The sequence below is a fragment of the Tropicimonas isoalkanivorans genome (genome assembly GCF_900112335.1).
Classification (GTDB): Bacteria; Pseudomonadota; Alphaproteobacteria; order Rhodobacterales; family Rhodobacteraceae; genus Tropicimonas; species Tropicimonas isoalkanivorans.
In genome coordinates, this window is record NZ_FOLG01000001.1 from 832333 (window position 1) to 856473 (window position 24141).

General features: G+C 64.6%; 18 protein-coding genes. 6 read left to right on the forward strand and 12 right to left on the reverse strand.

Translation table 11 applies throughout. The annotated features are described in order from the left end of the window. Window positions 1-6 precede the first annotated feature (6 nt). The 10 genes from BM075_RS03895 to BM075_RS03940 form a co-directional block, all read right to left on the reverse strand. Entirely contained in the window at window positions 7-1056 is a 1050-nt protein-coding gene (locus BM075_RS03895; protein ID WP_093359325.1) for a c-type cytochrome, read from the reverse strand. After that, complete coding sequence (locus BM075_RS03900) at window positions 1053-1625, reverse strand: cytochrome c oxidase assembly protein (protein ID WP_093359326.1); 573 nt, start codon at window positions 1623-1625, stop codon at window positions 1053-1055. The genes BM075_RS03895 and BM075_RS03900 overlap by 4 nt, the downstream gene beginning before the upstream one ends. Then, the gene (locus BM075_RS03905; protein ID WP_093359327.1) at window positions 1622-2026 is read right to left on the reverse strand and encodes a hypothetical protein; all 405 of its coding nucleotides are present in this window, start codon (window positions 2024-2026) and stop codon (window positions 1622-1624) included. The genes BM075_RS03900 and BM075_RS03905 overlap by 4 nt, the downstream gene beginning before the upstream one ends. After that, on the reverse strand, window positions 2023-4617 hold the full coding sequence (gene ctaD / locus BM075_RS03910) for a cytochrome c oxidase subunit I (protein ID WP_093359328.1): 2595 nt from the start codon (window positions 4615-4617) through the stop codon (window positions 2023-2025). The genes BM075_RS03905 and ctaD overlap by 4 nt, the downstream gene beginning before the upstream one ends. After that, complete coding sequence (gene coxB / locus BM075_RS03915; RefSeq protein ID WP_245758732.1) at window positions 4614-5552, reverse strand: cytochrome c oxidase subunit II; 939 nt, start codon at window positions 5550-5552, stop codon at window positions 4614-4616. Before coxB ends, ctaD begins: the two co-directional genes overlap by 4 nt. Window positions 5553-5789: 237 nt before the next feature. Beyond that, entirely contained in the window at window positions 5790-6437 is a 648-nt protein-coding gene (locus BM075_RS03920) for a response regulator transcription factor (RefSeq protein WP_093359330.1), read from the reverse strand. Window positions 6438-6579: 142 nt separating this feature from the next. Next, window positions 6580-8892 (reverse strand): cache domain-containing protein, encoded by a 2313-nt coding sequence (locus tag BM075_RS03925; protein WP_093359331.1) that lies wholly within the window; start codon window positions 8890-8892, stop codon window positions 6580-6582. A gap of 571 nt (window positions 8893-9463) precedes the next feature. Continuing rightward, on the reverse strand, window positions 9464-9889 hold the full coding sequence (locus BM075_RS03930) for a c-type cytochrome (protein ID WP_093359332.1): 426 nt from the start codon (window positions 9887-9889) through the stop codon (window positions 9464-9466). 226 nt (window positions 9890-10115) lie between these two features. After that, on the reverse strand, window positions 10116-10604 hold the full coding sequence (gene tspO, locus BM075_RS03935; protein ID WP_093359333.1) for a tryptophan-rich sensory protein TspO: 489 nt from the start codon (window positions 10602-10604) through the stop codon (window positions 10116-10118). 154 nt (window positions 10605-10758) lie between these two features. After that, the gene (locus BM075_RS03940; RefSeq protein ID WP_093359334.1) at window positions 10759-12438 is read right to left on the reverse strand and encodes a formate--tetrahydrofolate ligase; all 1680 of its coding nucleotides are present in this window, start codon (window positions 12436-12438) and stop codon (window positions 10759-10761) included. Window positions 12439-12864: 426 nt separating this feature from the next. Between BM075_RS03940 and BM075_RS03945 the strand changes: the two genes are divergently transcribed. Next, window positions 12865-13404, forward strand: a complete 540-nt coding sequence (locus BM075_RS03945) for a hydrolase (RefSeq protein WP_093359335.1) — start codon at window positions 12865-12867, stop codon at window positions 13402-13404. Between the two features lie 186 nt (window positions 13405-13590). Then, window positions 13591-16293 (forward strand): phosphoenolpyruvate carboxylase, encoded by a 2703-nt coding sequence (gene ppc, locus BM075_RS03950; protein WP_218152801.1) that lies wholly within the window; start codon window positions 13591-13593, stop codon window positions 16291-16293. 62 nt (window positions 16294-16355) lie between these two features. Here the strand turns inward: ppc and BM075_RS03955 are convergent, their stop codons facing one another. Together BM075_RS03955 and BM075_RS03960 are read right to left on the reverse strand one after the other, a co-directional pair. Further along, complete coding sequence (locus BM075_RS03955) at window positions 16356-16748, reverse strand: Rap1a/Tai family immunity protein (RefSeq protein ID WP_093359337.1); 393 nt, start codon at window positions 16746-16748, stop codon at window positions 16356-16358. A gap of 70 nt (window positions 16749-16818) precedes the next feature. Continuing rightward, complete coding sequence (locus BM075_RS03960; RefSeq protein ID WP_218152802.1) at window positions 16819-19212, reverse strand: hypothetical protein; 2394 nt, start codon at window positions 19210-19212, stop codon at window positions 16819-16821. A 215-nt stretch (window positions 19213-19427) separates the two neighbouring features. Between BM075_RS03960 and BM075_RS03965 the strand changes: the two genes are divergently transcribed. From BM075_RS03965 to ccmI, 4 genes are read left to right on the forward strand one after another with little or no spacing between them, the layout of a single operon-like run. Next, window positions 19428-20198 carry a Crp/Fnr family transcriptional regulator gene (locus BM075_RS03965; RefSeq protein WP_093359338.1) on the forward strand — a complete coding sequence of 257 codons (771 nt, stop codon included), beginning with the start codon at window positions 19428-19430 and terminating at the stop codon, window positions 20196-20198. Further along, window positions 20195-22174, forward strand: a complete 1980-nt coding sequence (locus BM075_RS03970) for a heme lyase CcmF/NrfE family subunit (protein WP_093359339.1) — start codon at window positions 20195-20197, stop codon at window positions 22172-22174. Before BM075_RS03965 ends, BM075_RS03970 begins: the two co-directional genes overlap by 4 nt. A 4-nt stretch (window positions 22175-22178) precedes the next feature. Further along, the gene (locus BM075_RS03975) at window positions 22179-22670 is read left to right on the forward strand and encodes a cytochrome c-type biogenesis protein (protein ID WP_093359340.1); all 492 of its coding nucleotides are present in this window, start codon (window positions 22179-22181) and stop codon (window positions 22668-22670) included. A gap of 3 nt (window positions 22671-22673) precedes the next feature. Further along, on the forward strand, window positions 22674-24092 hold the full coding sequence (ccmI, locus tag BM075_RS03980; RefSeq protein ID WP_093359341.1) for a c-type cytochrome biogenesis protein CcmI: 1419 nt from the start codon (window positions 22674-22676) through the stop codon (window positions 24090-24092). Window positions 24093-24141 lie beyond the last annotated feature (49 nt).

Consider the following 24141-nt stretch of genomic DNA (forward strand, 5'->3'; position numbering starts at 1 on the left):
CCGAGACTATTGCAGCGCGGGTGCGATTTCCGGAGAAAGCGCGCCGTACCAGCCCGCGAGGGCGGCGATATCCGCGTCGCTCAGATCCATCGCCGCTTTCGTCATCACGTCCGACCCTCCCCTGAGCCCGTCGCGCCAAAGGGAAAGCTGCGCCGCGAGGTAGGACGGATCCTGCCCCGCAAGCGATGGAAACTCCGCCTTCGCGCGCGTTGCACCGGGACCGTGGCACGCGACGCAGGCGGGGACATCATCGGTCCCGCGCCGCGCAAGGTCGGCACCGGGGCCGGCCGGAGCCTCTGTCACCGCTTCGGCGGGCGTCCGTGGCGACATCCGTGGGACGAGGGCCGGGATGTCGTCAGCCGGTACGAGCGACGCCGCCTGCTCCATGATCCCACTCGGGCGGGACCCGTCACGGTAGTCCGACAGCGCCTTGTTGAGATACTCCGGCGACAGGATGCCGAGCCGCGGCACATGGGCGGACACATCCTCATGGCAGGCCTGGCAATAGGCCGCCCAGTCGCCACGCGCTCCGCCGTCCTGCGCCACAAGGTCCGTGGGGGCCGTTCCCTCCTTCACCCGCAGCAGATAGGCAACCACCGGCCAGACCTCTGCGGAGCGCTCCGGCGCGGACCATGCCGGCATGCCGCTCATCTTGATCCCGTTGTAGACGATCCAGTGCAGGTGATTGGCCTCCCAATGCGCCACCGCCTCCTCGATATGCGGTGGCGCCGGCACCATTGCGCGCACCGTGGCCGACCGCTCCACCCCCGGCGCCGCATGGCAGGGAGCACAAGCGGTGGCGTAGTGCTGGGCCCCGAGGTCTGCGAGCGCCGGGTCGGACAGGTCCGGCACCTCCGCCTCGGGCATGGCGCGCAATTTGACGGACTGGACGAAGGTGGTGTGCAAGACCCACCCGACCCCCGGCCAGTGCCCGACCCGTGCCGACACGTTGTAAAGGCCGAACGCGACAACGCCTCCCCCCGCGAGCGCACCCAGGCTGGCCAGCGCGGCAAGGGTGCGAAATACGATCCTTGGGGTTCCTGGCTCGACCTTCATGCCATCTCGCTCCGTCCAAGCGCTCGGGCGGTGAGCATGAGCCCGGCAACCAGGTAGACCGGCGTGCCGATGGCCAGCATCAGCATCCCGCCCCCCTGTTGACCGGCGAGGTCGGGCGCCGTTCCACACATATCTGCGTAAAGGTCCCTCGGGGCGAGCGTCAGCAGCGCGCCGAGCAGGGTCATGTGCATGGAGGTCAGCAACAGCCCCCCTGCCCCGGCCAGCGGCTGACGGCTCAGCAGGCATCCGGCCCAGACCAGCACACCGACCAGCAGAAACGACGCCTGTTCCGCCACGAAGCCAACCCCGCTGAGCCGGCCTATCGCGTGCGTCTGCGGCATGTGCCAGCCCCACACGACCGCGAACTCCAGCACGGCGGCGATCAGGGGATTGATCGCGACCCGGGCGGCAAGCTTCGGTAGCCCCAGAACGAGCAGCGGTGCCGCAAGCGCCACGAGCACCATGTGACGCAACATGTGCACCGGGAAGACGCCGAGCACTGTGTCCAATGGCAGCGTCCATATGGCCACCAGCAGCGCGAGGCCGGGGAGGAGGAACGTCGGTCTCATCTGCAGCCCTCCACGAGGACAAGCGGAAGGGCGGTGTAGATCACGCCTATTGCCGAGATGATCGCCAGCAGGAGCGCCGCCTGCCCGAGAAACTGGTGCCGGTCCTCGTCCTCTCCGCGCGCATTGGCGTAGTCGCCGGTGTTGTGGGCGTCCCACTGCCGCCAGGCACGCCAGCCCGTCCAGGTGATTGCCAGCAGGGCAACGAGGGTCAGCCCCACCAAGGCGGTCCGCCAGAAGTCTGGGTCGCCCCCCTTGGCACAGACAACCGCGAGGGTGCAGTAACACAGAAGGAAATGGGCCGCCCAGATCACCGGGGCAAAGGTGATGCGGAAGAGGCTTTCCGCCTCCTCACGGAATTCGCGGCGTTCCTCCTGGGCGCGGGGCTCTTGCGGGGTTTTCATCGCATGACCCCAGGCGCAAGCCCCATCACGGCGCAGGTCACGAGCACCGCGATCAGGTGGAAGTGCCAGTAAAGCGTGACGTTCTGAATGTCGGCGTCATGGCGCGGCGTCATCTTTCCCGCGACGGAGGCCGCGAGGCAGTAGAGCTGCATCACAATCCCCACACCAGCGTGGACCACCACCCAAATCGCAAGCGCGCACATGACGGCGGGGTAAACATGGGTGGAAGGTGACAGCCCAATCACTGACAGGACAAGCGCCGCAGCGCCCCCGGCTGCAGCAACGGGCGCGACGATCAAGGCCGCACGGGCAGCCGTCACTCGCGCTCGAGCATTAAGCCAGGCCGCGCTGACCGTGGCGGCCCAAGCCAGCAGTAGGCCGACCACAGCAAGCCCGACGAGCGCCCGATCCGGGTCCGGCATGGCAACCGGGGGGAAGTCCGCGCTCGACGTCCAGTAGTAGAAGAAGGCGAACACGACGGAGGCAAAGGCCGTGGCGTCCCCCAGCATGGTGATCCACATCGCCCACCAACCGACGGAGTTCGGACCGGCGGCGTAGTTCGGCAGCCTCAGCCCCAAGCCCGCGTCGCGCATTTCATGCTCCGGCGGCCAAGACGTCTCCCGCCACAACCAGAGGATGATAATGGCGAGAGCAACGGCCCCCGAGGCTATGGCTGGCGGATACACGTGGAACGTCGGAAAGATGAACGCCCCGCCGGTAAAGACCGCCGCCAGCAACGGAAGCCAGCTCGGCCCCGTCACCTTCTGGATCAGCAGAGGCTTCGCGTCGATCACGCTCGTCACCATCGTCTCGCGTCGCACCGTCTCCGCATCCGGCAGATAGTAGCGGCCGCTGTCGAGCCGCTCCAGCAGCTTCGGATCGTCCCACAGAGGATAGCGTGAGGTGACATAGGGGATGGATCGGGTGCCCCAGAGCTCTTCCGGCACGTCATGGGTCCACTCCAGAGTACCGCCGCCCCAGGGATTGCGCGGGATTTGCGGCTGCCGGGTCTTGGGTCGGATCACGTCCCAGGCAAAGACGGCGAAGCCAGCGGCGATGAGGAAGGACGCGATCGTGGACATCAGGTTGACCGTGTCCCACCCCAGCCCACCCGGGAAGGTATAGATCCGGCGCGGCATGCCGAGCAGCCCCACCCAGTGCATCGGCAGGAACGTCACGTTGAACCCGACGAAGATCAACCAGAAGGCGATCCGCCCGAGACGTTCTGACAGCAGTTTCTTGCGGGCAAACGGGAAGAAATAGTAGACCCCCGCGATCACCGGAAACACCATCCCGCCGAACAGCGTGTAATGCAGGTGGGCGACCACGAAATAGCTGTCGTGCGCCTGGAAATCGAACGGCGCCATGGCAAGCATCACGCCGGTCAGCCCGCCAGCGGTGAAAATGGCCAGGCCGCCGGCGATCCACAGCATGGGCAGGTTGACCCTCACCCGCCCCACCATAAGCGTCGCCAGGAACGCAAAGAGCTGGATGCCGGTCGGGATCACCACCGCCTCCGAGGCGGCGGAAAAGAACCCCAGCGAGATGGAGGGCAGCCCGGTCGTGAACATGTGGTGCACCCAAAGCCCGAAGCTTAGGAATCCGGTACCCACCGCCGACAGGACGATCCAGGAATAGCCCACGATGGGGCGTTGCGCGACCGTCGGCACCACCATCGCCGCGATGGCAATCGACGGAAGGAAGACGATGTAGACTTCGGGGTGGCCGAAGATCCAGAACAGGTGCTGCCACAGCAGCGGATCGCCGCCGCGCGTCGGGTCGAAGAACGGCCAGTCGAAGGACCGCTCCAGTTCGAACAGGAAATCCCCGGCGATGAGGGGCGGAAAGGCGAACAGGATCATCCCACCGACCACGAGGACGTACCACGCGTAAAGCGGCATGATGTTCACGCGCATCCCCGGCGGGCGGCACTTGAGCGTGCCCACGATCAGCTCGACAGCCGCGGCGATGGAGGCGACTTCGATGAAACTCAACCCCAGCAGCCAGATGTCCGAGCCGATTCCCTCGTCCTGCGTGGCAAGCGGCGGATACATGAACCAGCCCGCCGTCGGCCCCGCATCGACGAAGACCGAGCCGATCACAGAGATCCCACCGATCAGGAAGCACCAGTAGCCGTAGGCCGACAGCCGCGGAAATGGCAGGTCCCTCGCGGAGAGGAACCCCGGCAGGATCAGGATCGCGATCGCTTCGAAGATCGGCACGGCGAACAGGAACATCATAGCCGAGCCGTGCATCGTGAAAAGCTGGTTGAAGCGGTCGGCCGAAATCAGGTCGTTCTCGGGGAACGCGAGTTGCAGCCGGATGATGAGGGCCATCACGCCCGCGATGAGCATGAAGGCAAAGGCCGTCATCGAGTACCAGACGCCGACCTCGCTGTTGTTCACTGCGGTGACATAGCGAATCCCGGTCGGGGCCACCCATGCCTTGCGCAGACGGTCGGCCTGCGCCTTTTGCAGGTCGGCTGGCACCGGCTCAGACAGCATCTCCTCCGTGGGCGGATAGACGCCCTCCGGCGCGAGGTCGTCGGCCTGGCTCACCTTCCGCGGTATCGGGCGATCGTCTTCGCTCATTGGAGTCCCTTCAGATAGGCGGCGAGCAGACGGTGTTCTTCCTCCGGCAGGTGGCCATAGGCGGGCATCTCGACCTCGGGTTTGAGTTCGTCCGTGTGGCTGATCCAGGCGGCGAAATCCTCTAGCGTCGCGCCGAGCCGACCGGCCCCAAGCGTGTGCCTTGCGCCGACATGCGTCAGGTCCGGGCCAACCTGCCCGATGTGGTCCGTTCCGCGCACCGTGTGACACGCCCCACACCCCTCGCGCGCGAATATCTCTGCGCCCGCCACCGCGTCGGGGGTTGACGGCGCGACAGCCGCCGACGCCTCGTGATCGAGCCAAGCGGCGAAGTCGGCCGGGGGCATGGCCTCCGCCGCAAATGCCATCCACGCATGGCTGGCCCCACAGAACTCCGCGCATTGCCCGCGGTAGACGCCCGGCTCGGTCGCCTTCAGGGAAACACGCGTGTCGCGGCCCGGAAACATGTCCATCTTGCCCCCGAGTGCGGGGATCCAGAACGAGTGGATCACCCGCTTCGCACCAAGCGCGAACTCCACCCGCTCGCCCACCGGCATCCGGATTTCATTGGCGGAGACGATCGGCGCCTCGGCACCCTCCGGCCAGTATTCCACGCGCCACCACCATTGTTCGCCCGTCACGCGGATCGTCAGTCCATCCCCGGAACGTTGCTGGTCGGGCAGGATGGACAAACCCCAGGCCAGCAACGCACCGATCAACACCGCCGGAACCACCAGCCCTCCGATGATGATCATACCGTTGGCGAGCCGTTGGGGCACCGCCCCCGGACGCACGCGCGTAAGGTAGAAGAAGAGGCCGTTGAGCATCAGCCATAGGACGACGGCCCCGACCAGCATGACGAAAAACAGCGTGGACTGTACCGCGGCGTCCTCTCCGCGCGGAATAAGCGCGGACTGCTGCCCAGTGCATCCAGACATGAGCCCAGACCCGACCAGACCGCCAGCAAGAGTCACTGTGTGGCGGAAGCCCCTCATTGGCTTCGGTCGGCGGTCGCGTGATGTTGTCATGCGGTTTTGCACCGTGTCCGCGCCGCGGCCCGTTCCATTTGCCACATCCGTCCCATAAGTCCTTTTAGTCCAACAGATGAACGGCTTGAGGGTTCCGAAACACGTCCCCCCCTCGGACTGATGCGCGGGGGCTCTGTCGCGGGACGCTCACCTGTTTGGACTATCGCCCGGGGTGGCCTCTTTCAGTTTCGATGCCAGGTCGATCAATTCCACGACGGAGCTGACCTCGAGTTTTTCCAGAATGCGGGCCCTGTGGTGGTCCACGGTGCGCGGGCTGATCCCCAGATAGTTGCCGATCTCCTTGCTGGACACCTCGGCCGGATTGGAAATCATCCGAGCGACGATCTCCTCCTCCCGGGCCGTCAGCCGATCAAACCTCAGCTTGATGCCGCGGCTGCGCTCGCGGGCCTCGTATTTCTCCCGGGAAAGGTCCAACGCCGTCTCGACAAGGTCCACCAGCACCGCCTGACGGAATGGCTTCTCCAGGAAATCCACCGCACCTGCCTTCATCGCCAGAACTGATTCCGGCACGCCGCCATGCCCGGTGATAAAGATGATGGCGAGCGGGCAGCGCTTGGCGTTCAGGTGCTCCTGCAGATCCAGGCCCGACATCATCGGCATCCCGAAGTCGAGCACCACGCAGCCCGGCTGTTCACCGTCGTATGCATCAAGGAACGCCTGCGCGGAGTCGAAAGTCTGCACGGTGAACCCCCGCGTGCGGAGGGCACGCGTCAGCGACGTTCGAATATCCTTGTCGTCGTCCACGATGAAGACGACAGCGTCCGTGTCAGACATTCCACTTCTCTGTCAAACCGAGGGCTCCGTCGGCGAGACTAACGCGACGTCGCGCAGACCGCCATCGTCATGTTAACTTAGTCACATGCGACGCTTGGCCCTGTCCACCGTTGAGCCTTTTGTCTGACGGCGCCGCGGCGCGCTATGCGTCGGCGCTGGCATCGAGGGTGAAACAGAACCGTGCGCCGCCTGTCTCCGCCGGTTCGTGCCAAAGCTGCCCGCCGTTCTCCTGCACGATGGCTCGGCAGATCGACAGTCCCAGCCCCATCCCCCCGGGTTTGGTCGTCTCGAACTGGGTAAAAAGCGTCAGGTCTGGATCGACGCCAGGACCGTTGTCGGTGACGCAGACCAGAATCTGCGGACCGCGCTGCCGTGCGTGGACCGTCACGAGCCGATCTTTGCCGGGGTTTTCCGCCACCGCCTCGATGGCGTTGCGCAGCAAGTTCACCAGCACCTGCGCCACCTGCACCCGGTTGGCATTGGCCTGAGGAAGGTGGCCCAGTTCGGTCGCGATCTCGGCACCGACTTCATGAGCCTCGGCAATCACCAGTCGCTTCGTCTGGTCCAGAAGCTCGACAAAATCGAAATCGGTGCGTGTCCCCTCGTCCTTGCGGATAAACGCGCGCAGGGCCCGGATGATCTCGCCCGCCCGGAGCGACTGCTCCTCGATCTCGTCGAGCACCTGACGCAACTCCGGATCGGCCTCGGGAACGCCCTTGATCATGAGCAGCGCCGTATCCGCGTTCTGGGCGATCGCGGTCAGCGGCTGGTTGAGTTCGTGGGCGAGCCCCGCCGCCATCTGGCCCATCGTATTGTCGCGCGACAGGTTGGAGAGGTCTTTGTTGAGCTGAGAGATCTTCTCCTCCTTGCGCTTGGTCAGCGTGATGTCGTCCAACGTCAGCACGACATGGAGCGCCTTGCCCTCCTGGTTATGGATCATGATCGCGTTCACGGCGGTCCAGATCGTTTCGCCGTCTTTACGGCGGCAGCGCATCTCGTGATTGATCTCGCTAGTCTCCGCACCATGCTGGCCGTCGAGCAGCAAGAAGGGCGCTTCTTCGCGATAGCAGATGTCGGTGAAGGTCATCCCGAGCAATTCGCTTGGCGAATACCCCGTGATCTCGCAGAAGCGGTCGTTCACCCGGATGAACTGTCCACTCTCCGGCGCGACCTGCGCCATCCCGCGTGAGGAGAGCGCGAAGGTCTGACCGTATTCCAGCTCCGTCTCCCGCCGCGCTGCAATCTGCTCCATCAGCATGGCGTTGGCGTTCTCCAGTTCCTGGTAGGTTTTGGGAAGCGGCTCTTCCGGGTCCAGCTCGCCCTGCGAGATCAACGCGGAGCGGACGGCAAAGGCCCGCACCGGTTTGTAGATGAATTGCGCCAGAGCCAATCCGGCCAGCCCTGTGGTCGCAGCCACCAGAGCCGCGATCCAGATATTCATCCGGCGGTTGAGTTTGATTTCGGACGTGAAGTCGTTTTCGGGGGCATAGGCGGCGATGGTCCAGGGGAGTTTCTCGCTCATCACCGGCATGACGACCGACACGTAGGTTTCCCCGTTGTACTCGAACTGCGACAGCGTTTCGCGCGCCACCGGCACCTTTCCGTCCTGTGTCAGCTGCGAAAACGCAGCCTGCGCGATGGGGTCGTCGAACGTCCGGATATTTGCGAACCGCAACGTTCCATCCTCATCCGTCGTCTTCAGAAGGTCCTTGTTGGGATGGGCAATGACATCGCCATTGTCGTGGATGATGAGCGCCTTGCCGTGGCTCCCGATCTCGAGTTGGGCGAGGAAATCGGAGATGTCGCTGATCTCGATGTCCACACCCACGATGCCGCGAATGCCGTCCACGCCGCTCATCACCGGCGAGGCCAGCGTGATGCCGGGCTGCTGCGAGGTGAAGAAGATGTAGGGATCGGTCCAGATGGTCGTCCGTTGGTCGCGGGCGCGTTGGTACCAGGGGCGAACGCGGGGGTCGTAGGTGTCCTCCGGGTCCATCCTGCGCTCGACGACCTCGAATGCGTCGTTCCGCCAGATCAACTCCGTGGACCGGACGCCGTCTTGCACGCGGATGAACTTGGAGCGAAAGGGCCCCGGCCCGTCGCTGCGCATCACATAGACGAAATCGCCCCCCTCACTGCCGTAGAACAGGCCGGCGAACTGCGGCGCGAGTTGCAGTTGCTGAAACAGCAACTTTTCCAGCAGCTCAGGCCTGTCGCTCGCAATCACATCCGTCTGGGCGAGCCGCGCGGAAAGCTCTGCCGCGGCCCGGGCGGGTCGCAGAAAGCCGGTACTGTGGGCAATGGTGTTCGTGCCGACATCACTCAGCAACGATCGCGCGTGGTCCAGCAGCGCCCGTTCCGACGTGACATAGGACGAAAAGACCACCGCCAGAACGGCAACGAATTGTAGCCCGGCAAGGCCGATCGCCAGCAACAGGCCGAGCGAATTTCTCATGACACCACCGTCTTGGTCTGGATCGGCTGACGCGCCCCCTTCAATTGCCGGATCGCGCACCGATTGCCGCGATCAAACCGGCCATAGCCGGCGGATGCAACATTTCGGTCTGTCCAGAACCGCCGGCCTGGGTCGCCCGTGCCCCAAGGGCAACGGAGCGGGCAAAACGGATGACTGCTGCCGTTAGGTAGTATTACCTAGGTATTCAAACGAATTCACCCGTCGGCGGAAAACTGCCAGTTTGCAGTTGTGGTTCTACCGTAGTGTGAGTGCAGTTGGTTGTGTTGATAAGCGCCAAAAGTCGAATGTTTATTTCGGTTTGAATTTCCTAGCGCGAGTGAGTGGTGCGCATATATTTATACTTTAGGATCCGGCGTCTCGGTTATCGGGGCGCCGGTATTTTTTTTGGACACACTGTCCGAATTGCGCCCCCCCACCAGTCGGATTTCGGAACGCCCCAAACGGGGTCGTGCACGAGCAGCTTTGGCCGGTGAAAACGCGGCACGATTGCAAAGGAAAAGGGCCGGATCACTCCGGCCCTGCATCAGAATTCTTTCAGGCGATCGTCTGATCAGCTGTCCGCGCCGAGCGACGAAAGGTATGCCCAAAGATCGTGCGCGTCCTGTTCCTTGCGGACCTTGAAGGACATCTTGCCCCGCGCGCCATCGTCTTCCAGATACCCTTTCAGGAAACCGGTCGGGTCCTGGACATAGGCCACGAAGTCATCCTCGCTCCACGTCAAACCCGCCTCCCCGGCCGCCTCGAGGGATTTGGAGTATTTGAAGCCCTCTTCGGAACCTGCCGGCTTGTCTGCGATCCCATAGAGGTTCGGGCCGGTCTTGGCCTTCTTGCCAGCCAGCGTTTCGCCCGCGTCGTTCACCACGACGTGGCATGTCTGGCACTGCCGAAACGCTTTCTCGCCAGCATCGACATCGCCCTGCGCAGCGACCGACAGCGGCATCGAAACAAGGGCAGCGGCCCACAAAAAGGTCTTCATAAGTATCTCCTCAACTTAGGGCCGGCAGCGACTTCAGCTGCCATCGCCCGATCCTTCACTGCGACCTTTCGGCAAGACCGCATCCCATATGGATGACTTAGTGCAAAAACCAGAAAGTCGACATCCGGAATACTATGGTGAGGTCCCGACCCAACTTGCAACCGCCATAGCCGCACGGCGCCCTCAAAAAAGCAGTTAAGGTGCAGGCGGAGTCGGGACAATCGCTTCAGGCGTCGAGATCAATGGGCTCTGGTGCCGGATTCCGGCGCCAGATGGCATAGTTCAACGACGCAGCCACCGTCACCCATACGAGGTAGGGGACGAACAGAAGACCTGCCAGCAGGTTCACCATAAAGAATGTCACCATGGTGCCAGCAACGGCCAGCCACAACGGCACCATCACCAGGAGGCCGCTTCCGATACGCCGCAACCCGAAGAAGACCGGCGTCCAGAGAGCGTTCAGGGTGATTTGAAGCGACCAGAACGACAGGCCGATCCGCGATGCGTCGTCCCCGCTAAGGGAGTTTGTCACGATCACTGCTGCCCACGACATGAGCAGGTAGAGAACCGCCCAGACGACGGGGAACATCCAATTCGGGGGCGTCCAATTGGGCTTGTCGAGGGAATCGTACCAGGTTCCCGGCGGAAACAGCACCCCAGTCGCACCCGCAACCAGACAGGCGGCGAGATAAAGGAGGAAGACAATCAGACCCATCGGAAACCTCGGCAGTTTGGCGCTATACGGGCGCCGACTTCGAACGGCACCGAACGCGCCGCCCCTCTTGCAGAGGAACGCGGTTCGGAGCGGGCTTGTTCCTCCGGGCGGCCGGAGGCGTGCTTGGCCGGCCATGGTGTGGCCGGGCAGCGGATCAGAAGAGTCCCTCGATGAACCCTTGCGCGCTGATGTGAATGGCCTCGGCGGAGGGCGTTTTCGGTAAGCCCGGCATCGTCATGATCTCTCCGCAGATCACCACAACGAACCCCGCGCCGGCGGACAGGCGCACCTCCCGCACCGGCAGGCTGTGACCGACGGGTGCGCCGCGTTTGTTGGGATCGGTGGTGAAGGAATACTGCGTCTTTGCCATGCAGATCGGCAGATGCCCGTAGCCCTGCGCCTCCCAGTCCCGGAGCTGCTTGCGCACTTTGACGTCCGCCAGCACCTCGTCGGCGCGGTAGATGCGCTTGGCGATGCATTCGATCTTCTCGAAAAGCGGCATGTCGTCGGGATAGAGCGGGGCGAACTGCGCCGCCCCTTGTTCCACAATCTGCACGACCTTTGTGGCCAGCGCCTCCGTCCCTTTTGACCCCTCGGCCCAATGCCGGCACAGGATCGCCTCCGTGCCCTGACCCCTGACGTAGTCCCGGATCGCCTCGATCTCCGCGTCCGTATCGGTGACGAAGTGGTTGATCGCCACCACGGCCGGCACGCCGAACTGCTTGAGATTCTCGATGTGTCGGCCGAGGTTGGCACAACCTTTCTTCACCGCCGTGACGTTCTCCTCCCCGAGCCCGTCCTTGCCCACGCCGCCGTTCATCTTGAGCGCCCGGACCGTCGCCACGATCACCACCGCCGAGGGGGCCAGCCCCGCCTTGCGGCACTTGATGTCCATGAACTTCTCGGCCCCGAGATCGGCCCCGAAACCGGCCTCGGTGACAACGTAGTCGGCAAGCTTCAGGGCCGTCGTCGTGGCCACCACAGAGTTGCAGCCGTGCGCGATATTGGCGAACGGGCCGCCATGAACAAACGCGGGATTGTTCTCCAGCGTCTGCACGAGGTTGGGTTGCATCGCCTGCTGAAGCAGAACCGCCATGGCCCCGTCCGCCTTCAGGTCCCGGCACGTCACCGGCGAGCGGTCGCGGCGGTAGCCGACGATAATGTCGCCCAGGCGCCTTTCCAGATCGGCCATGTCGGTCGCGAGGCACAGGATTGCCATCACTTCGGAGGCCACGGTGATGTCGAAGCCGCCCTCGCGCGGGAAACCGTTCGCCACGCCACCAAGGTTGCAGACGATCTGGCGGAGCGCGCGGTCGTTGATGTCCATCACCCGGCGAAAGGTGATCCGGCGGATGTCGATCTCCTGCGCGTTGCCCCAGTAGATGTGGTTGTCGATCATCGCGGCCAGCAGGTTGTGCGCCGCCGTGATCGCGTGGAAGTCGCCCGTGAAATGGAGGTTCATGTCCTCCATCGGCACGACCTGCGCATAACCGCCCCCGGCCGCGCCCCCCTTCATGCCGAAGCACGGGCCAAGCGATGCCTCCCGGATGCAGATCGCCGCGCTCTTGCCGATGGCATTGAGCCCGTCGCCCAGCCCCACGGTCGTCGTGGTCTTGCCCTCGCCCGCGGGCGTCGGGTTGATCGCAGTGACGAGGACAAGGTGCCCCTTCGGCCTGTCCGCGAGCGAGGCGATGAATTCGGCCGAAACCTTCGCCTTGTCGTGTCCGAAGGGAAGCAGGTGCTCGTCCGGAATGCCAAGCCGCGCCCCGATCTCCTGGATCGGCTTCTTGTCGGCGGCGCGGGCGATTTCGATGTCAGTCAGCGAATGCGTCATTGGCAGTCCCCCGCTCCACGTCCCGCGCCGTCCGTTGTCTGCCTTGTGCTGTGTTTCATCCGGTCCTCCCTTCCAGTCCCGACGACACCCGTCCGTGCCGTGGCGATGCGCCCGGGCACATGAACAGCCGCCACTCCCCCTGCGGATCGTAGCGTAGACCTTCGCCCGCAATCCGCCAGACCCGCTCGTCCAAAAGCGGCAAACGCCTGCTCCGGAACGAAGTTTCGGACTGGCAATCCGCGTCACAACCGCAGGTGCAAAGGCATACGACCGTTGGGCCTGCGGGTCCATGGCGCCGTATTGCCCGCCTGCATGGCTGGCCATCACAGCATGCGACCGCACAAAGACGCGTTGCACTCCCCTGCCCGCATCTGGCACATCCCGGATCGTGGCCCTTCGACCGACCTATCACGGGAGACCTTTTCCATGCTCATTCGGTCCGCCGAATCCGTGCTTGTCGTTATCGACATTCAGGAACGCCTTCTGCCTGCCATGCGATCCCCCGCCCAGACGGTCCGCAACACGCGCACCCTGCTCGCCGCCGCGCAGGAAACGGGCGTGCCGGTTCTGATCACGGAGCAATATCCCGAAGGACTGGGGCCCACGGTTGCCGATCTCTCGCCGCCGCCGGACACCAAGGTGCTCACGAAGACGCACTTCTCCTGCATGGAGGACGCCACCTTCGCCGACGCATTCCGGAAGCTCGGTCGGAAACAGGCCGTGCTGGCCGGGATCGAAGCGCACATCTGCGTCACCCAGACCGCCGCCGGTCTGATCGAACAGGGATACGAGGTGTTCCTCGTTTCCGACGCCACTTCGTCGCGCACGGCAGAAAGCGAACAGGCCGCCGTGACGCGCCTGGCGGCGAATGGGGCGGGGATCGTCACGACGGAAATGGTCGTCTTCGAGTGGCTCGGGCAGGCTGGCACACCAGCCTTCAAGAAGCTCCTCCCGCTCATAAAGTGACGGACGCGCGGCTGCGCGCGCTACGCGTCTAACGGTTCAATAACAGCACAGGACGGCGCCATTCCTCCGCTTTGCCGCCCCAAATCGGCGTCGGAGGCGACCTCGGCGCAGGCCACAGCTCTTTTCGGAAGCAGGCCGTTTTGAAGCGTGTTAAGGCGGAGCGATGCAAAAACAGGAGACGTCGCGTTGGTTGATGAATCGGTGAAAATCGAGGGGGGTGACCCGCAGGTGCACGTGGACGAAGGAATTCGTTACCTCGGCAAGATCCTCGGCCGGGTCGTTCACACGCAGGAGGGTGGCGACGCCTTCGACACCGTGGAAAACATCCGGCTCTCGTCGATCCATTACCACCGGACGGGGGATGAAAACGCCTACCAGAAGCTGCAGCGCACCATCTCCGGCATGTCCGAAGACAGAACGCTGCAGGTGTTGCGCGCCTTCACCTATTTCCTTCACCTCCTGAACATCTCGCAGGATCAGGAGACGCTGGCCGCCGGCCGGAACGAGCCGTCACAGCTTGAAAGCGTGGTGGAAGCGATCCGGGAGGCCGGGTTTACAGAAGAGCAGATCAGCAAGTTCTTCCGCGAGGCCCTCGTCAGCCCGATCCTCACCGCCCACCCCACGGAAATCCGGCGGCAGAGCACCATGCGCTCGGAGTTCAAGATCTTTCGCCTGCTCGACGACCGCACCCGCGCCCGGACAGTGGGGCTCGATCATTCCGACATCGATACGGCCATCGAACGCGAAATCTCGACGCTCTGGCAGACCCACCTGCTCCGCCGTGCCAAGCTGACGGTGAACGACGAGATCAAGAATGGGCTCGCCTACTTCGATCACACCTTCTTCCGCGCCGTTCCAGAGATACAGGAAGCCGTGCACGATGCCCTCCACCTCCGGCCGGGAGAGGATGTCCCACCGTTTCTTCGGATCGGAACATGGATCGGCGGCGACCGGGACGGCAACCCCTTCGTGACCGACGAGGTCCTTCGCAACACCTTCCGTCTGCAAGCGGGCCACGCGCTGTCGCACTATCTGAGCGAGATCGACCAACTCGGGCTGGAGCTGTCGATGTCCACCCGCGTCGTCCCGGTGAGCGACGAGGTACTCGCGCTCGCCGAGAGGTCGCCGGACCGCTCCGTCCACCGACAGGACGAGCCGTACCGGCGCGGCCTGATCGGTGTCTTCTCCCGGCTTGCCGCGACGCTGAAGGAGATCGACCCCGAAGCGCCGCCGCCCCGCGTTCCCCTGCCGGCCTCCCCGTACACCGGCCCGGAGGAAGTGCTGACCGATCTCGATGTGATCGACACCTCGCTCCGGGCAAATCAGGCGGGGTTGATCGCGGACGGACGGCTGCTCTCGCTTCGGCGCAAGATCCGCAGCTTCGGCTTCCATCTCGCCAGCGTCGACCTGCGCCAGAACTCTGCCGTCCATGCCACGACCGTGGCGGAACTGTTCGAAGCGATCGCGCCCGGGACCGGCTATATGGATCTCTCGGAGGAGGCGCGCGTCGAACTCCTCCGGGCCGAACTCAACTCCCCGCGCTCGCTCCTGCGCCCGTTCTGGGACTATTCGGACGCAACGGAGAAGGAGCTCCGGATCTTTCGCACGGCCAAGGACATCATCGACCGCTTCGGACCGAAGGCCATCTGCACCGCGATCATCTCCAACGCGCAGTCGGTCTCCGACGTGCTCGAGCTCTCGGTCCTGCTGAAGCAAGTGGGCCTTCTTGCGCTCGACGGCAGCTGTACGATCTCGGTGGTGCCTCTCTTCGAGACCATCGCCGACCTTCAGATGGGTCCCACGATCATCAGCGAGTTGCTGGACCTGCCGGAATACCGCCGCGTGCTCGACAGCCAGGGCGGCATCCAGGAAATCATGCTCGGCTACAGCGACAGCAACAAGGACGGCGGGTTCGTCACCTCGGGCTGGGAGCTGCACAAGGCAGAGCGTGAACTGGTAAAGCTGTTCCGCGACCGCAGCCTGCGCCTGCGCCTGTTCCATGGCCGCGGCGGTTCCGTCGGCCGCGGCGGGGGGCCCGCTCGCGAAGCCATCACTGCGCAGCCGCCGGGGGCCGTGGACGGTCAAATCCGGCTGACCGAACAGGGCGAGGTGATCTCCTCGCGCTATGGCCATGCCGAGAGCGGGTATGCACACCTGGAAACGCTGGTGTCCGCAACGGCGGAGGCGAGCTTGCTGCCCGGCCCGGACCTCGCCACAGAAGACGCCGAGGCAATCATGGAGAGCCTCTCCGAGCACGCCTTCCGGGCCTATCGAAGCCTCGTCTTCGAGACCGACGGGTTCGAGGACTTTTTCTGGTCCTCCACCATCATCAACGAGATCGCCTCGCTTAACATCGGCTCACGGCCAGCGTCCCGTTCGACCACGCGGGAGATCACGTCGCTCAGGGCCATTCCGTGGGTCTTCAGCTGGGCGCAGTGCCGCCTGATGCTTCCCGGCTGGTACGGCTTCGGGACCGCGGTGAAGTCCTGGCAGGACGCGAATCCCGACCGGGGCGACGCCCTGGCCGACCTCTATCGCGATTGGCCATTCTTTCACTCCATGGTGGCGAAGGTGGTCTCGGTCATCGAGAAGAGCGATCTGTCGATCGCCTCGCACTACGCCGACCTGGTGGAAGACACGGCGCTCAGGGACCGGATCTTCAGCCGTATCTCGGAGGAGTGGCACGCCACGGCCGACGCGTTGGAAGCCATCACTGGAGAGCGGCCAGTCAAGGTGGAACAGCACCGCACGCCGTACCTCGACCCGCTCAACCACATCCAGGTGTCGCTCATGGAGAAAGTTCGCACCGAGGAAACCACGGAGCGGATCAAGCGTGGTCTCCTGCTGTCGATCAACGGAGTGGCGTCCGGGCTGCGAAATACCGGCTGACGGCGCAACGGCGCCATTTGCCGCGCGCTAGGGGCTGAACGCTAACGGCGTTCAGCCGACGTCTATTCGCAGGGGAACGAGTCTTTCAGCGTGTCCATGACCGATTGCGCCGCCGGCATCGCGATACGTTCGGAATAGGAGGCATGGACCCACCGCATGAAGGCCCAGCGGACTTCGTCGGCGACATTGTCCTCGGGCAGGCAAATGCCAACCTCGGGTCCAAGCTGACCGGTCACGTCGAGCGCGTTGACGAAGCCTATGAGGTATTGTTCGCACTCGATCTCCGCTGCCTCGCCCCAACGCGCGTCGTTGTCGGCCTCCTGGCAGGGCGAAAGCAGTTCCCGTGTGGTGTAGTTCGAATGGATCGTCAGGACGGACGACACGCCCGCCTGGGCGGGCGACAGGCTCGCTGCGCCAAGCGCCAACGCGGCGGCGATGGTGGGGGTAACTCGCATGGTCTGGGCTCCCGTTCGTGGAATGTCCTTGCCCGTCACCCCGTAAGTCCGGGGTGACGGTGGTCGGCGCTTACTGTGCGGCGTCCTGATCGCGTTTGTCGGCCAGGGCATGGACAGCCTCGTCCATCACCTCCTGATGCTCCGCGTTGTTCACGAAGGCAGGGGTATTCACCCGCGACCAGAGCTCCTCGTCGGTCATGTTCTGGTGGCAACCCATGCAGAGACCGGTGCGCTCCATCTTCTCGCGCATGTCCTGCGGCAGCGGGCCGGTCAGCGGCCAATGCGATCCGACCGTCACGAGTTGCTTGCCATCCTCGGTCACGATCCGGGACAGGTCGTGGTCGAGGCTCGGGATCGGCTGCGACTGGAGTTGGGTCTGCTGCGGGATCACCTCGCCCGTCGCCGTTTCCAGGTCGACGTAGAAGCCGTCCTCGTAGCCAGCCATGAAGCGACCGCCCGAAATCCCGTAGCCGAGCGCCTTGGGATTGTTGTGACAGCTTTCACAGCTCCGCGCCTCGCGCCCGGCGGTGTGCGGCTGCACGGCGGCATGGTCCATGCCCTTGGTGCCACCGGCGTCCGGCGTCATCCAGGTCTCGTTGTGGGCAACGGTATTGCCGTCCTTGTCGATGACCGTGGTGATGACCTGACAGCCCGGCATCAGCGGAGACACGCGGCCCTCGCCATTGATTCCGAGCGTCGGCTCTTCCCAGCGGAGGTAGGAGCGGGTCTCGGAGACCTTGCCGGGCGACGTGAGGCCGTTGGTGCCGAGCGGGTTATCCGCCGTCAGGCCGTTGGGCTCACGCGCATTGGCGTTTTCGATCCAGTCGACGTCCGTCTTGCCCTCCGAGTAGTCCACGGTGATGTGGCAGCCGTAGCACTGCGGTGCCCAGTCGGCGTGGCACGCATAGCACTCCATGCTTTCCTGGTGCTTGGCGACAGACTTCATCGCGACCTCGGCGTTCTGGTTCTTCCAGGTGCCGTCGAGAGAGATCTGCTTGAGGATCGGCACCTCGAAGTCGAGGCCGGACGCCGAGTGCAGGATCACCTTCTCGCCGTCCTTGACCACGTTGCCGAAGGGGTTGCCGCGAGCGGTCAGCAGGAATCCGTCCTGTGCCTCGTAGTCCGTGGCGAACATGATGGTCTCGTCCATCGCGTCTTCGGACAGCCCACGCGGCGCGTCCGCGAGTTCGGTCTGGAACTCCTCGCCGTATCCCAGCGGCAGCTCCCAGGGGAACTTGCCCACGGTGCCGTGGCAGTCCTCGCACTCGATCTCTACCTGGGCCAACGTCGTGCCAGGCAGGTTGCCGTCGCCGTGCATGTCGATCGACGTATGGCAATCCTGGCAGAGCATGCCGCCTTCGGGGTTGCCGGGACGCGACTCGGTCGAGTGGTGCAGGTCGTCCTTCACGTAGATGTAGTTCTTGGTGTGCAGTTTGGGCTGCTTCTCCCCCTTCTCGTCATAGGGCGAGCCGTAGGGGAATTCCATGATGCCTTGGTAGCTCACGCCGATCCGCTTGCCGCGGTTGTGGCAGGAGTTGCAGGTCTCCGACGGAATACCGGAGTACTCCAGATCCCCGTGTTTCACCTTGGTTTTGCGCGTCGCCTGCAACTGGTGGGTGAGCAGCTTGCCCGGCTGATCCTTGGCAATGGTCGGGTCGCCGCCCTCGTAGAAACCCTCGTTGGAATAGGGAACGTGGCAGGACGAACAGCCGGCCCCGCGGAAGTCGCCGCGTTTCTCCCGGCCCGTGACGCCGACGTGGCAGCGCTGGCACTGCTGGCGGCTGTAGGTAATGCCGGCCAGATTCGGATGCTCGGCGACGGCGTTCACGTCCACGTCGGGGACCTGCTCCATCGATGTCGGCATCTGCTCCGGATGGGCCTCGGAGAAGGCGACCATGTATTCCTTGTAGGCGTCCGTGCCGACGGTGGGAACGTTGCCGTCCTCGTCCACGAGGTCATAGTTGCCGTAGACGGACTGGTAGGTGTCGATCACGCCCCAGGACCACAGGTTGCCCTGCAGCTTGCCGGCCTCGGTGTTCATCAGGGCCTTCGTCAGGCGTTCGGAATAGCCCTCGTGACAGCCGGACTGGCCGCAGGTCTTGTCCGCGATCCAGACCGCGCCCGGGTCCGGGTAGAACATTTCCGGCCCGCCGTCCTCGATCATCGTGGGGTGGGCGCCGGCGTGCGCCTCCTCCGCGGTCGTTCCGCTTACGGTGCCGCCATGGCAGACGGTGCAGCCCGCCGGATCGTCATAATCGAAGCCCAGGGCCTCGATCGTGTCCATCATGACACCTTGGGTGAAACGCTCGATACCCTCGTGACAGGATAGGCACCCCTCGCCTGCTGCCGTCTCGTCCGTAGCCACCGCCACCGTCTCTTCCGTGGCCGGTGCTGCCTCTTGTTGCGCTGCGGCGGCTCCGGCCATCCCCAGCAACAACGACATAATGAGAATGATGCGTCCCACTGCGAGCGCTCCCCTCGATCCAGAATCCGATTTCTATCGACCCTAGGGGGCGCCCCACATCAGCGCCCTGACATTTGTCAGGAAAGCGCAGTTGGTTAAGGTGTATTTTCAATTCACATTCAACGACTTGATCTGCATCAAGGACGCGGCGCAGCAATCGCCCATTAGTGCCCACTCGCCCGCAGATTGTAAATCTTGCCAGGGACACCTCCCGAATGGATACCTCAGCGCCGCTCAAAGACGACTTGCCTTGCATTGCCTGTCAGCAGCGGCTGTGCCGGTTCGTTGACGGGCAAAAGCCCGACATCACACCCCTTCGCATCGAGTTGCAACGCGGCGACCGGCTTGAGTGTATGACCGGCAACTGCCTGAAATTCTGGAGCGTTGTTCGCGGCACCACCGCCGTTTGCACCGTTCTGAAGGACGGTCGTCGGCAGATCGTTGCGCTTGCCGGCCCCCGCGACGCAATCTGTGGCATGCTTGCCGATGGCCACAGCCCGCACTGGTTGGAGGCGCTGGAGCCCTGCGAGGTCTGCGAAATCGATTTCACACCGCGTGCGGCAATTCTGGCGAAGGACGCCCGCTTCATGCGCGCGCTGATGGACATCATGCACGACCAATTGGTGCGCACGTCCCAGCACCTGATCACGCTCGGCCGGCTGGACAGCACCGAACGCGTCATTCTTTTCATCGGTCAACTCGCGCTGTGTTCGGCGGCGGAGGACGGCACGCCCCGGCCGGTGACGCTTCCCATGTCGCGGGAGGACATCGCAGACTACCTCGGTCTCAATGCCGAGACGGTCAGCCGCATTCTGACGAAGCTGCGCAAAAGCGGCCTCGTCAAGTTTCTGAACCGCTCCGAGTTCGTGGTTCCGGATCTGGACGCCCTGCGCCGTCGATTGCCGATGCAGCTGATGAACGACCAGGCCTCGGTGATCGGTCAGTTCGCGGACGGCAGGACGGGCGAACGGAGGGCGCAGGCATGATCACCGAATTCGGCCACTTCGCACTTTGGCTCGCTCTTGCCGCGGCGGTGGTGCAATCCGTGGTGCCGCTCTGGGGCGCGCGCAACGGGTCGGCCGCGGGTATGCGTGTCGCTGACAGCGCGGCGCAGATCCAGTTCCTTGCGGTCGGAGTGGCCTTCGCGGCGCTCGTGCGCGCCTACGTCGTATCCGACTTCTCGTTGGAGACCGTGGCGCTCAACTCCCACTCCACGAAACCGATGCTCTACAAGGTCACCGGCGTCTGGGCGAACCACGAGGGGTCCATGCTGCTCTGGGTGATGATGCTCGCGCTGTTCGGGATGCTGATTTCGCTGTTCGGACGGATGATCCCGGTGGCGATGCGGGCAACCGTTCTGGCCGTGCAGGCGATCATCGGGGTCGGCTTCTACCTGTTCATCCTGCTGACATCCAATCCCTTCGTCCGCGTCGCGAACCCGCCGCTGGACGGGCGGGGGATGAATCCGCTGCTGCAAGACCCAGGCGTCGCGTTTCACCCGCCGCTGCTCTACCTGGGCTACGTCGGCTTCTCGACCGCATTCGCCTTCGCGCTGGCGGCCCTCATCACCGGCCGGGTGGACCCGGCCTGGGCGCGCTGGATGCGCCCCTGGGTCCTGATCGCCTGGTCGGGGCTCACGGCCGGCATCGCGCTCGGCTCCTGGTGGGCGTACTACGAGCTCGGCTGGGGCGGGTTCTGGTTCTGGGACCCGGTGGAGAACGCCTCCTTCATGCCGTGGCTGATCGGAACGGCGCTGCTGCATTCGGCCATCGTGGTGGAAAAACGCAATGCGCTCCTGCATTGGACCATCTTACTGGCGATCCTGACCTTCTCGCTCAGCCTCATCGGCACCTTCCTGGTCCGTTCCGGCATCCTCAGTTCTGTCCACGCCTTCGCCAACGATCCCGAGCGCGGCATCTTCATCCTGGGCCTTCTGTGCCTCTACATCGGGGCCGCGCTGACGCTCTTTGCCTGGCGCGCCGGAGATCTGCGGGAGGGCGGCGTTTTCGCCTTCTGGTCGCGGGAAAGCGGCCTGCTGGTCAACAACGTCCTGTTGTCGACGGCCTCCGGCGTCGTCTTCGTCGGCACGCTGTATCCCCTCGTTCTGGAACTGGTGACGGGCGACAAGATCACGGTCGGCGCGCCGTACTTCAACCAGACCTTCCTGCCGATCTTCGGGCTGACCATGCTGGCCGCGGGGATCGGCCCGTTCCTGTCGTGGAAACGCGCACGGCCTGCCGTCGTTCTTCGGCGCGCGGCGCTGACCACGGCCATCTCCGCCGCACTCACCGCAGGGCTGGCGGTGGGCGTGGGATTGGGCGAGCCGGTGGGGCTCCTGGGCGCGTTCATCGCCCTTTGGCTGGCAGTCGCCACGCTTCAGGACCTCGGGCATCGCGCGGGTCTGCCAAACGTCAATGCCCGGGTCGCGGTGCGACGTGTGTTCGGCCTGCCCCGCTCGGCCTGGGGGCTCTACATTGGGCATACGGGCCTTTCCATCGCCGCGGCAGGGGTGGTCGCCGTCTCCGTCTGGAAAGCAGAGGAAATCCGCACCGTCTCCCCCGGTACGGCGCTCGATGTCGGGCCCTACGCTTTTACCCTGACGGAGACGCGCAACGAAACCGGCCCGAACTACCAGACGACGATTGCCACCATCGAGGTGAGCCGGGACGGCACCCCGATCGCCACCCTGCATCCGGAGCGCCGCTGGTACCCGGTGGAAGGCCGCCCAACGACCGAGGCAGGCATTCGCTCGCTTTGGCACGGCGACCTTTACGCCGTGCTGGGCGACCCGGACGGCGCCGGCCGCAATGTCGTCCGGTACTACTATAACCCCGGCGTGCCGTGGATGTGGCTGGGCGGCGTGATGATCGCGCTCGCCGGGCTGATCTCCCTTACCGATCGGCGTCTGCGGATCGGCGCCCCCTCGCGTCGGCGCGTGTCCACAGCGCAACCGGCGGAGTAACCTCATGACCATTCACACGCCATCGCTGCACCACACTGTTCGCGCCCTTCTGGCCGCCATGCTGTTTGCCGGAACCATGATGGCTCCAGCCGCCATGGCCCTCGACGCGGCGGAGATGTTCGACGATCCCGCGCAGGAGGCCCGCGCCCGCCATATAGGTCGTCAACTCCGTTGCCTGGTGTGCCAGAACGAGTCGATCTTCGATTCCAACGCCGGGCTGGCCCGGGACCTCCGGGTACTGGTGCGCGAGCAGATCGACGCGGGTCAGAACGACGACGCGATCATCGACTACGTCGTGGCACGCTACGGCGATTACGTGCTGCTCGAACCACCGATGAAGGGCGGAACCCTCGCCCTCTGGGCGGCGCCTCTGCTGTTTTTGTCGCTGGGCGGGGTCGCGTTGCTTGTCTATCACCGCAGCCGCGCCCGGACGCGTCCCGAGGCGCTTACAGATGCCGAACGGGCCGAAGCGCAACGCCTGTTGACCGGGGAGTGACCGATGCTTTTCTGGAGCCTGATCGCAGCGACATCCCTTCTGGCCGGGCTCTGGCTCGCGCGGCCGTTCCTGCGCGGCGGTCACGTCGACATGGACGCCAGCGATGGTGCAATGTCCGTCTACCGCGATCAGATCGAGGAGCTTGAGCGCGACCATGCAGCCGGCCTGATTTCTGCCGAAGAGCGCGACCAGGCGCGGCAGGAGATCGAACGGCGCGCGCTCGTTGCCGCCCGCCGGATGGACGGAGGACTGTCGGTGTCCCGGCGCTCGCCTGCCATCGCCGCCTCGCTTGCAGCCCTGGCCGCGCTGACCGCGCTCGGCGGCTATGCCCTGACCGGGGTGCCGACCGAGCCGGACCGCCCCCTCGCCTCCCGCCGCGCCGAGACATTGGAACGCATGGCCGCCGCCGGCGACGTGAACAGCCGCATCGCTCTGCTGATCGACAAGACGTCCGCGAACCCCACGTCATTCGAGGATTGGTGGACACTCGCGCAGTCCTATTCCGCCATCGGCAATCATTCCGCCTCCGTGGACGCCTACCGCAAGGCCGTCGAGCTGAGCGGCGACCGGCCTGCCGTGCTTTCCGCCTATGCCGAGGCGATGACGCTCGCCAACGGCAACAAGGTTCCGGACGCGGCCCGCCTCGCCTTCGAGCAGGTACTCAACCGCGGCCCGGACGTGCGTGCGCGCTATTATATCGCCCTCGCCAAGGCCCAGGCTCAGGACTTCGACGCGGCGCTGGAGGACTGGACGGCGCTCGTCCGCGACAGCCAGCCAGACGCGCCCTGGATGCCGCTTGTCCGGCGCGACATCGTCAACATGGTGCGGTTCCTGAACGCTGACGTGACGGAATACCTGCCCGATGCCTCGCCGCAAGAGATTGCGAGCGCCGGCGGAGCGCTGGTGCCGGCGGAATCCGCATCGCAGATCGCGGACCTCGAACGGTCGCTTGCGGACGACCCCCACGACTACAAGGGCTGGATAGAGCTCGCCACACTGCGGGCCGGCAACGGCGAGAACGAAGCGGCAGCCAACGCGCTAGCCGAGGCGCGCAGCAGCTATGCCGGTGCACCGTTCGTGTTGCAGAAGATCGACGAGGCCGCGCGCCGTCTCGGGCTCGACCTGCTGCCCCCAGCCGTGGAGCCCGCGGGCCCCAGCCAGGCCGACATCGAGGCGGCCGCGGACATGAGCGAGGGCGAACGCGACGACATGATTGAGGGCATGGTGGCCGGACTCGCCGCAAAACTGGAGGACGCGCCGAACAACCCCGACGGTTGGATCATGCTCGTGCGGTCCTATGCGGTCATGGGGCAGGACGAGAAAGCACGCGATGCGATTTCCCGCGCCGAGGCCCACTTCGCGGACAGCACCCCGGTCCTCGAACGCCTGCGCGCGGAAGCGGCGACCGTGCTGACGGAATAGTTGCGTCGGCACACCCGAAACACGTGGCGCTCGACTTTCAGTCGCGTTT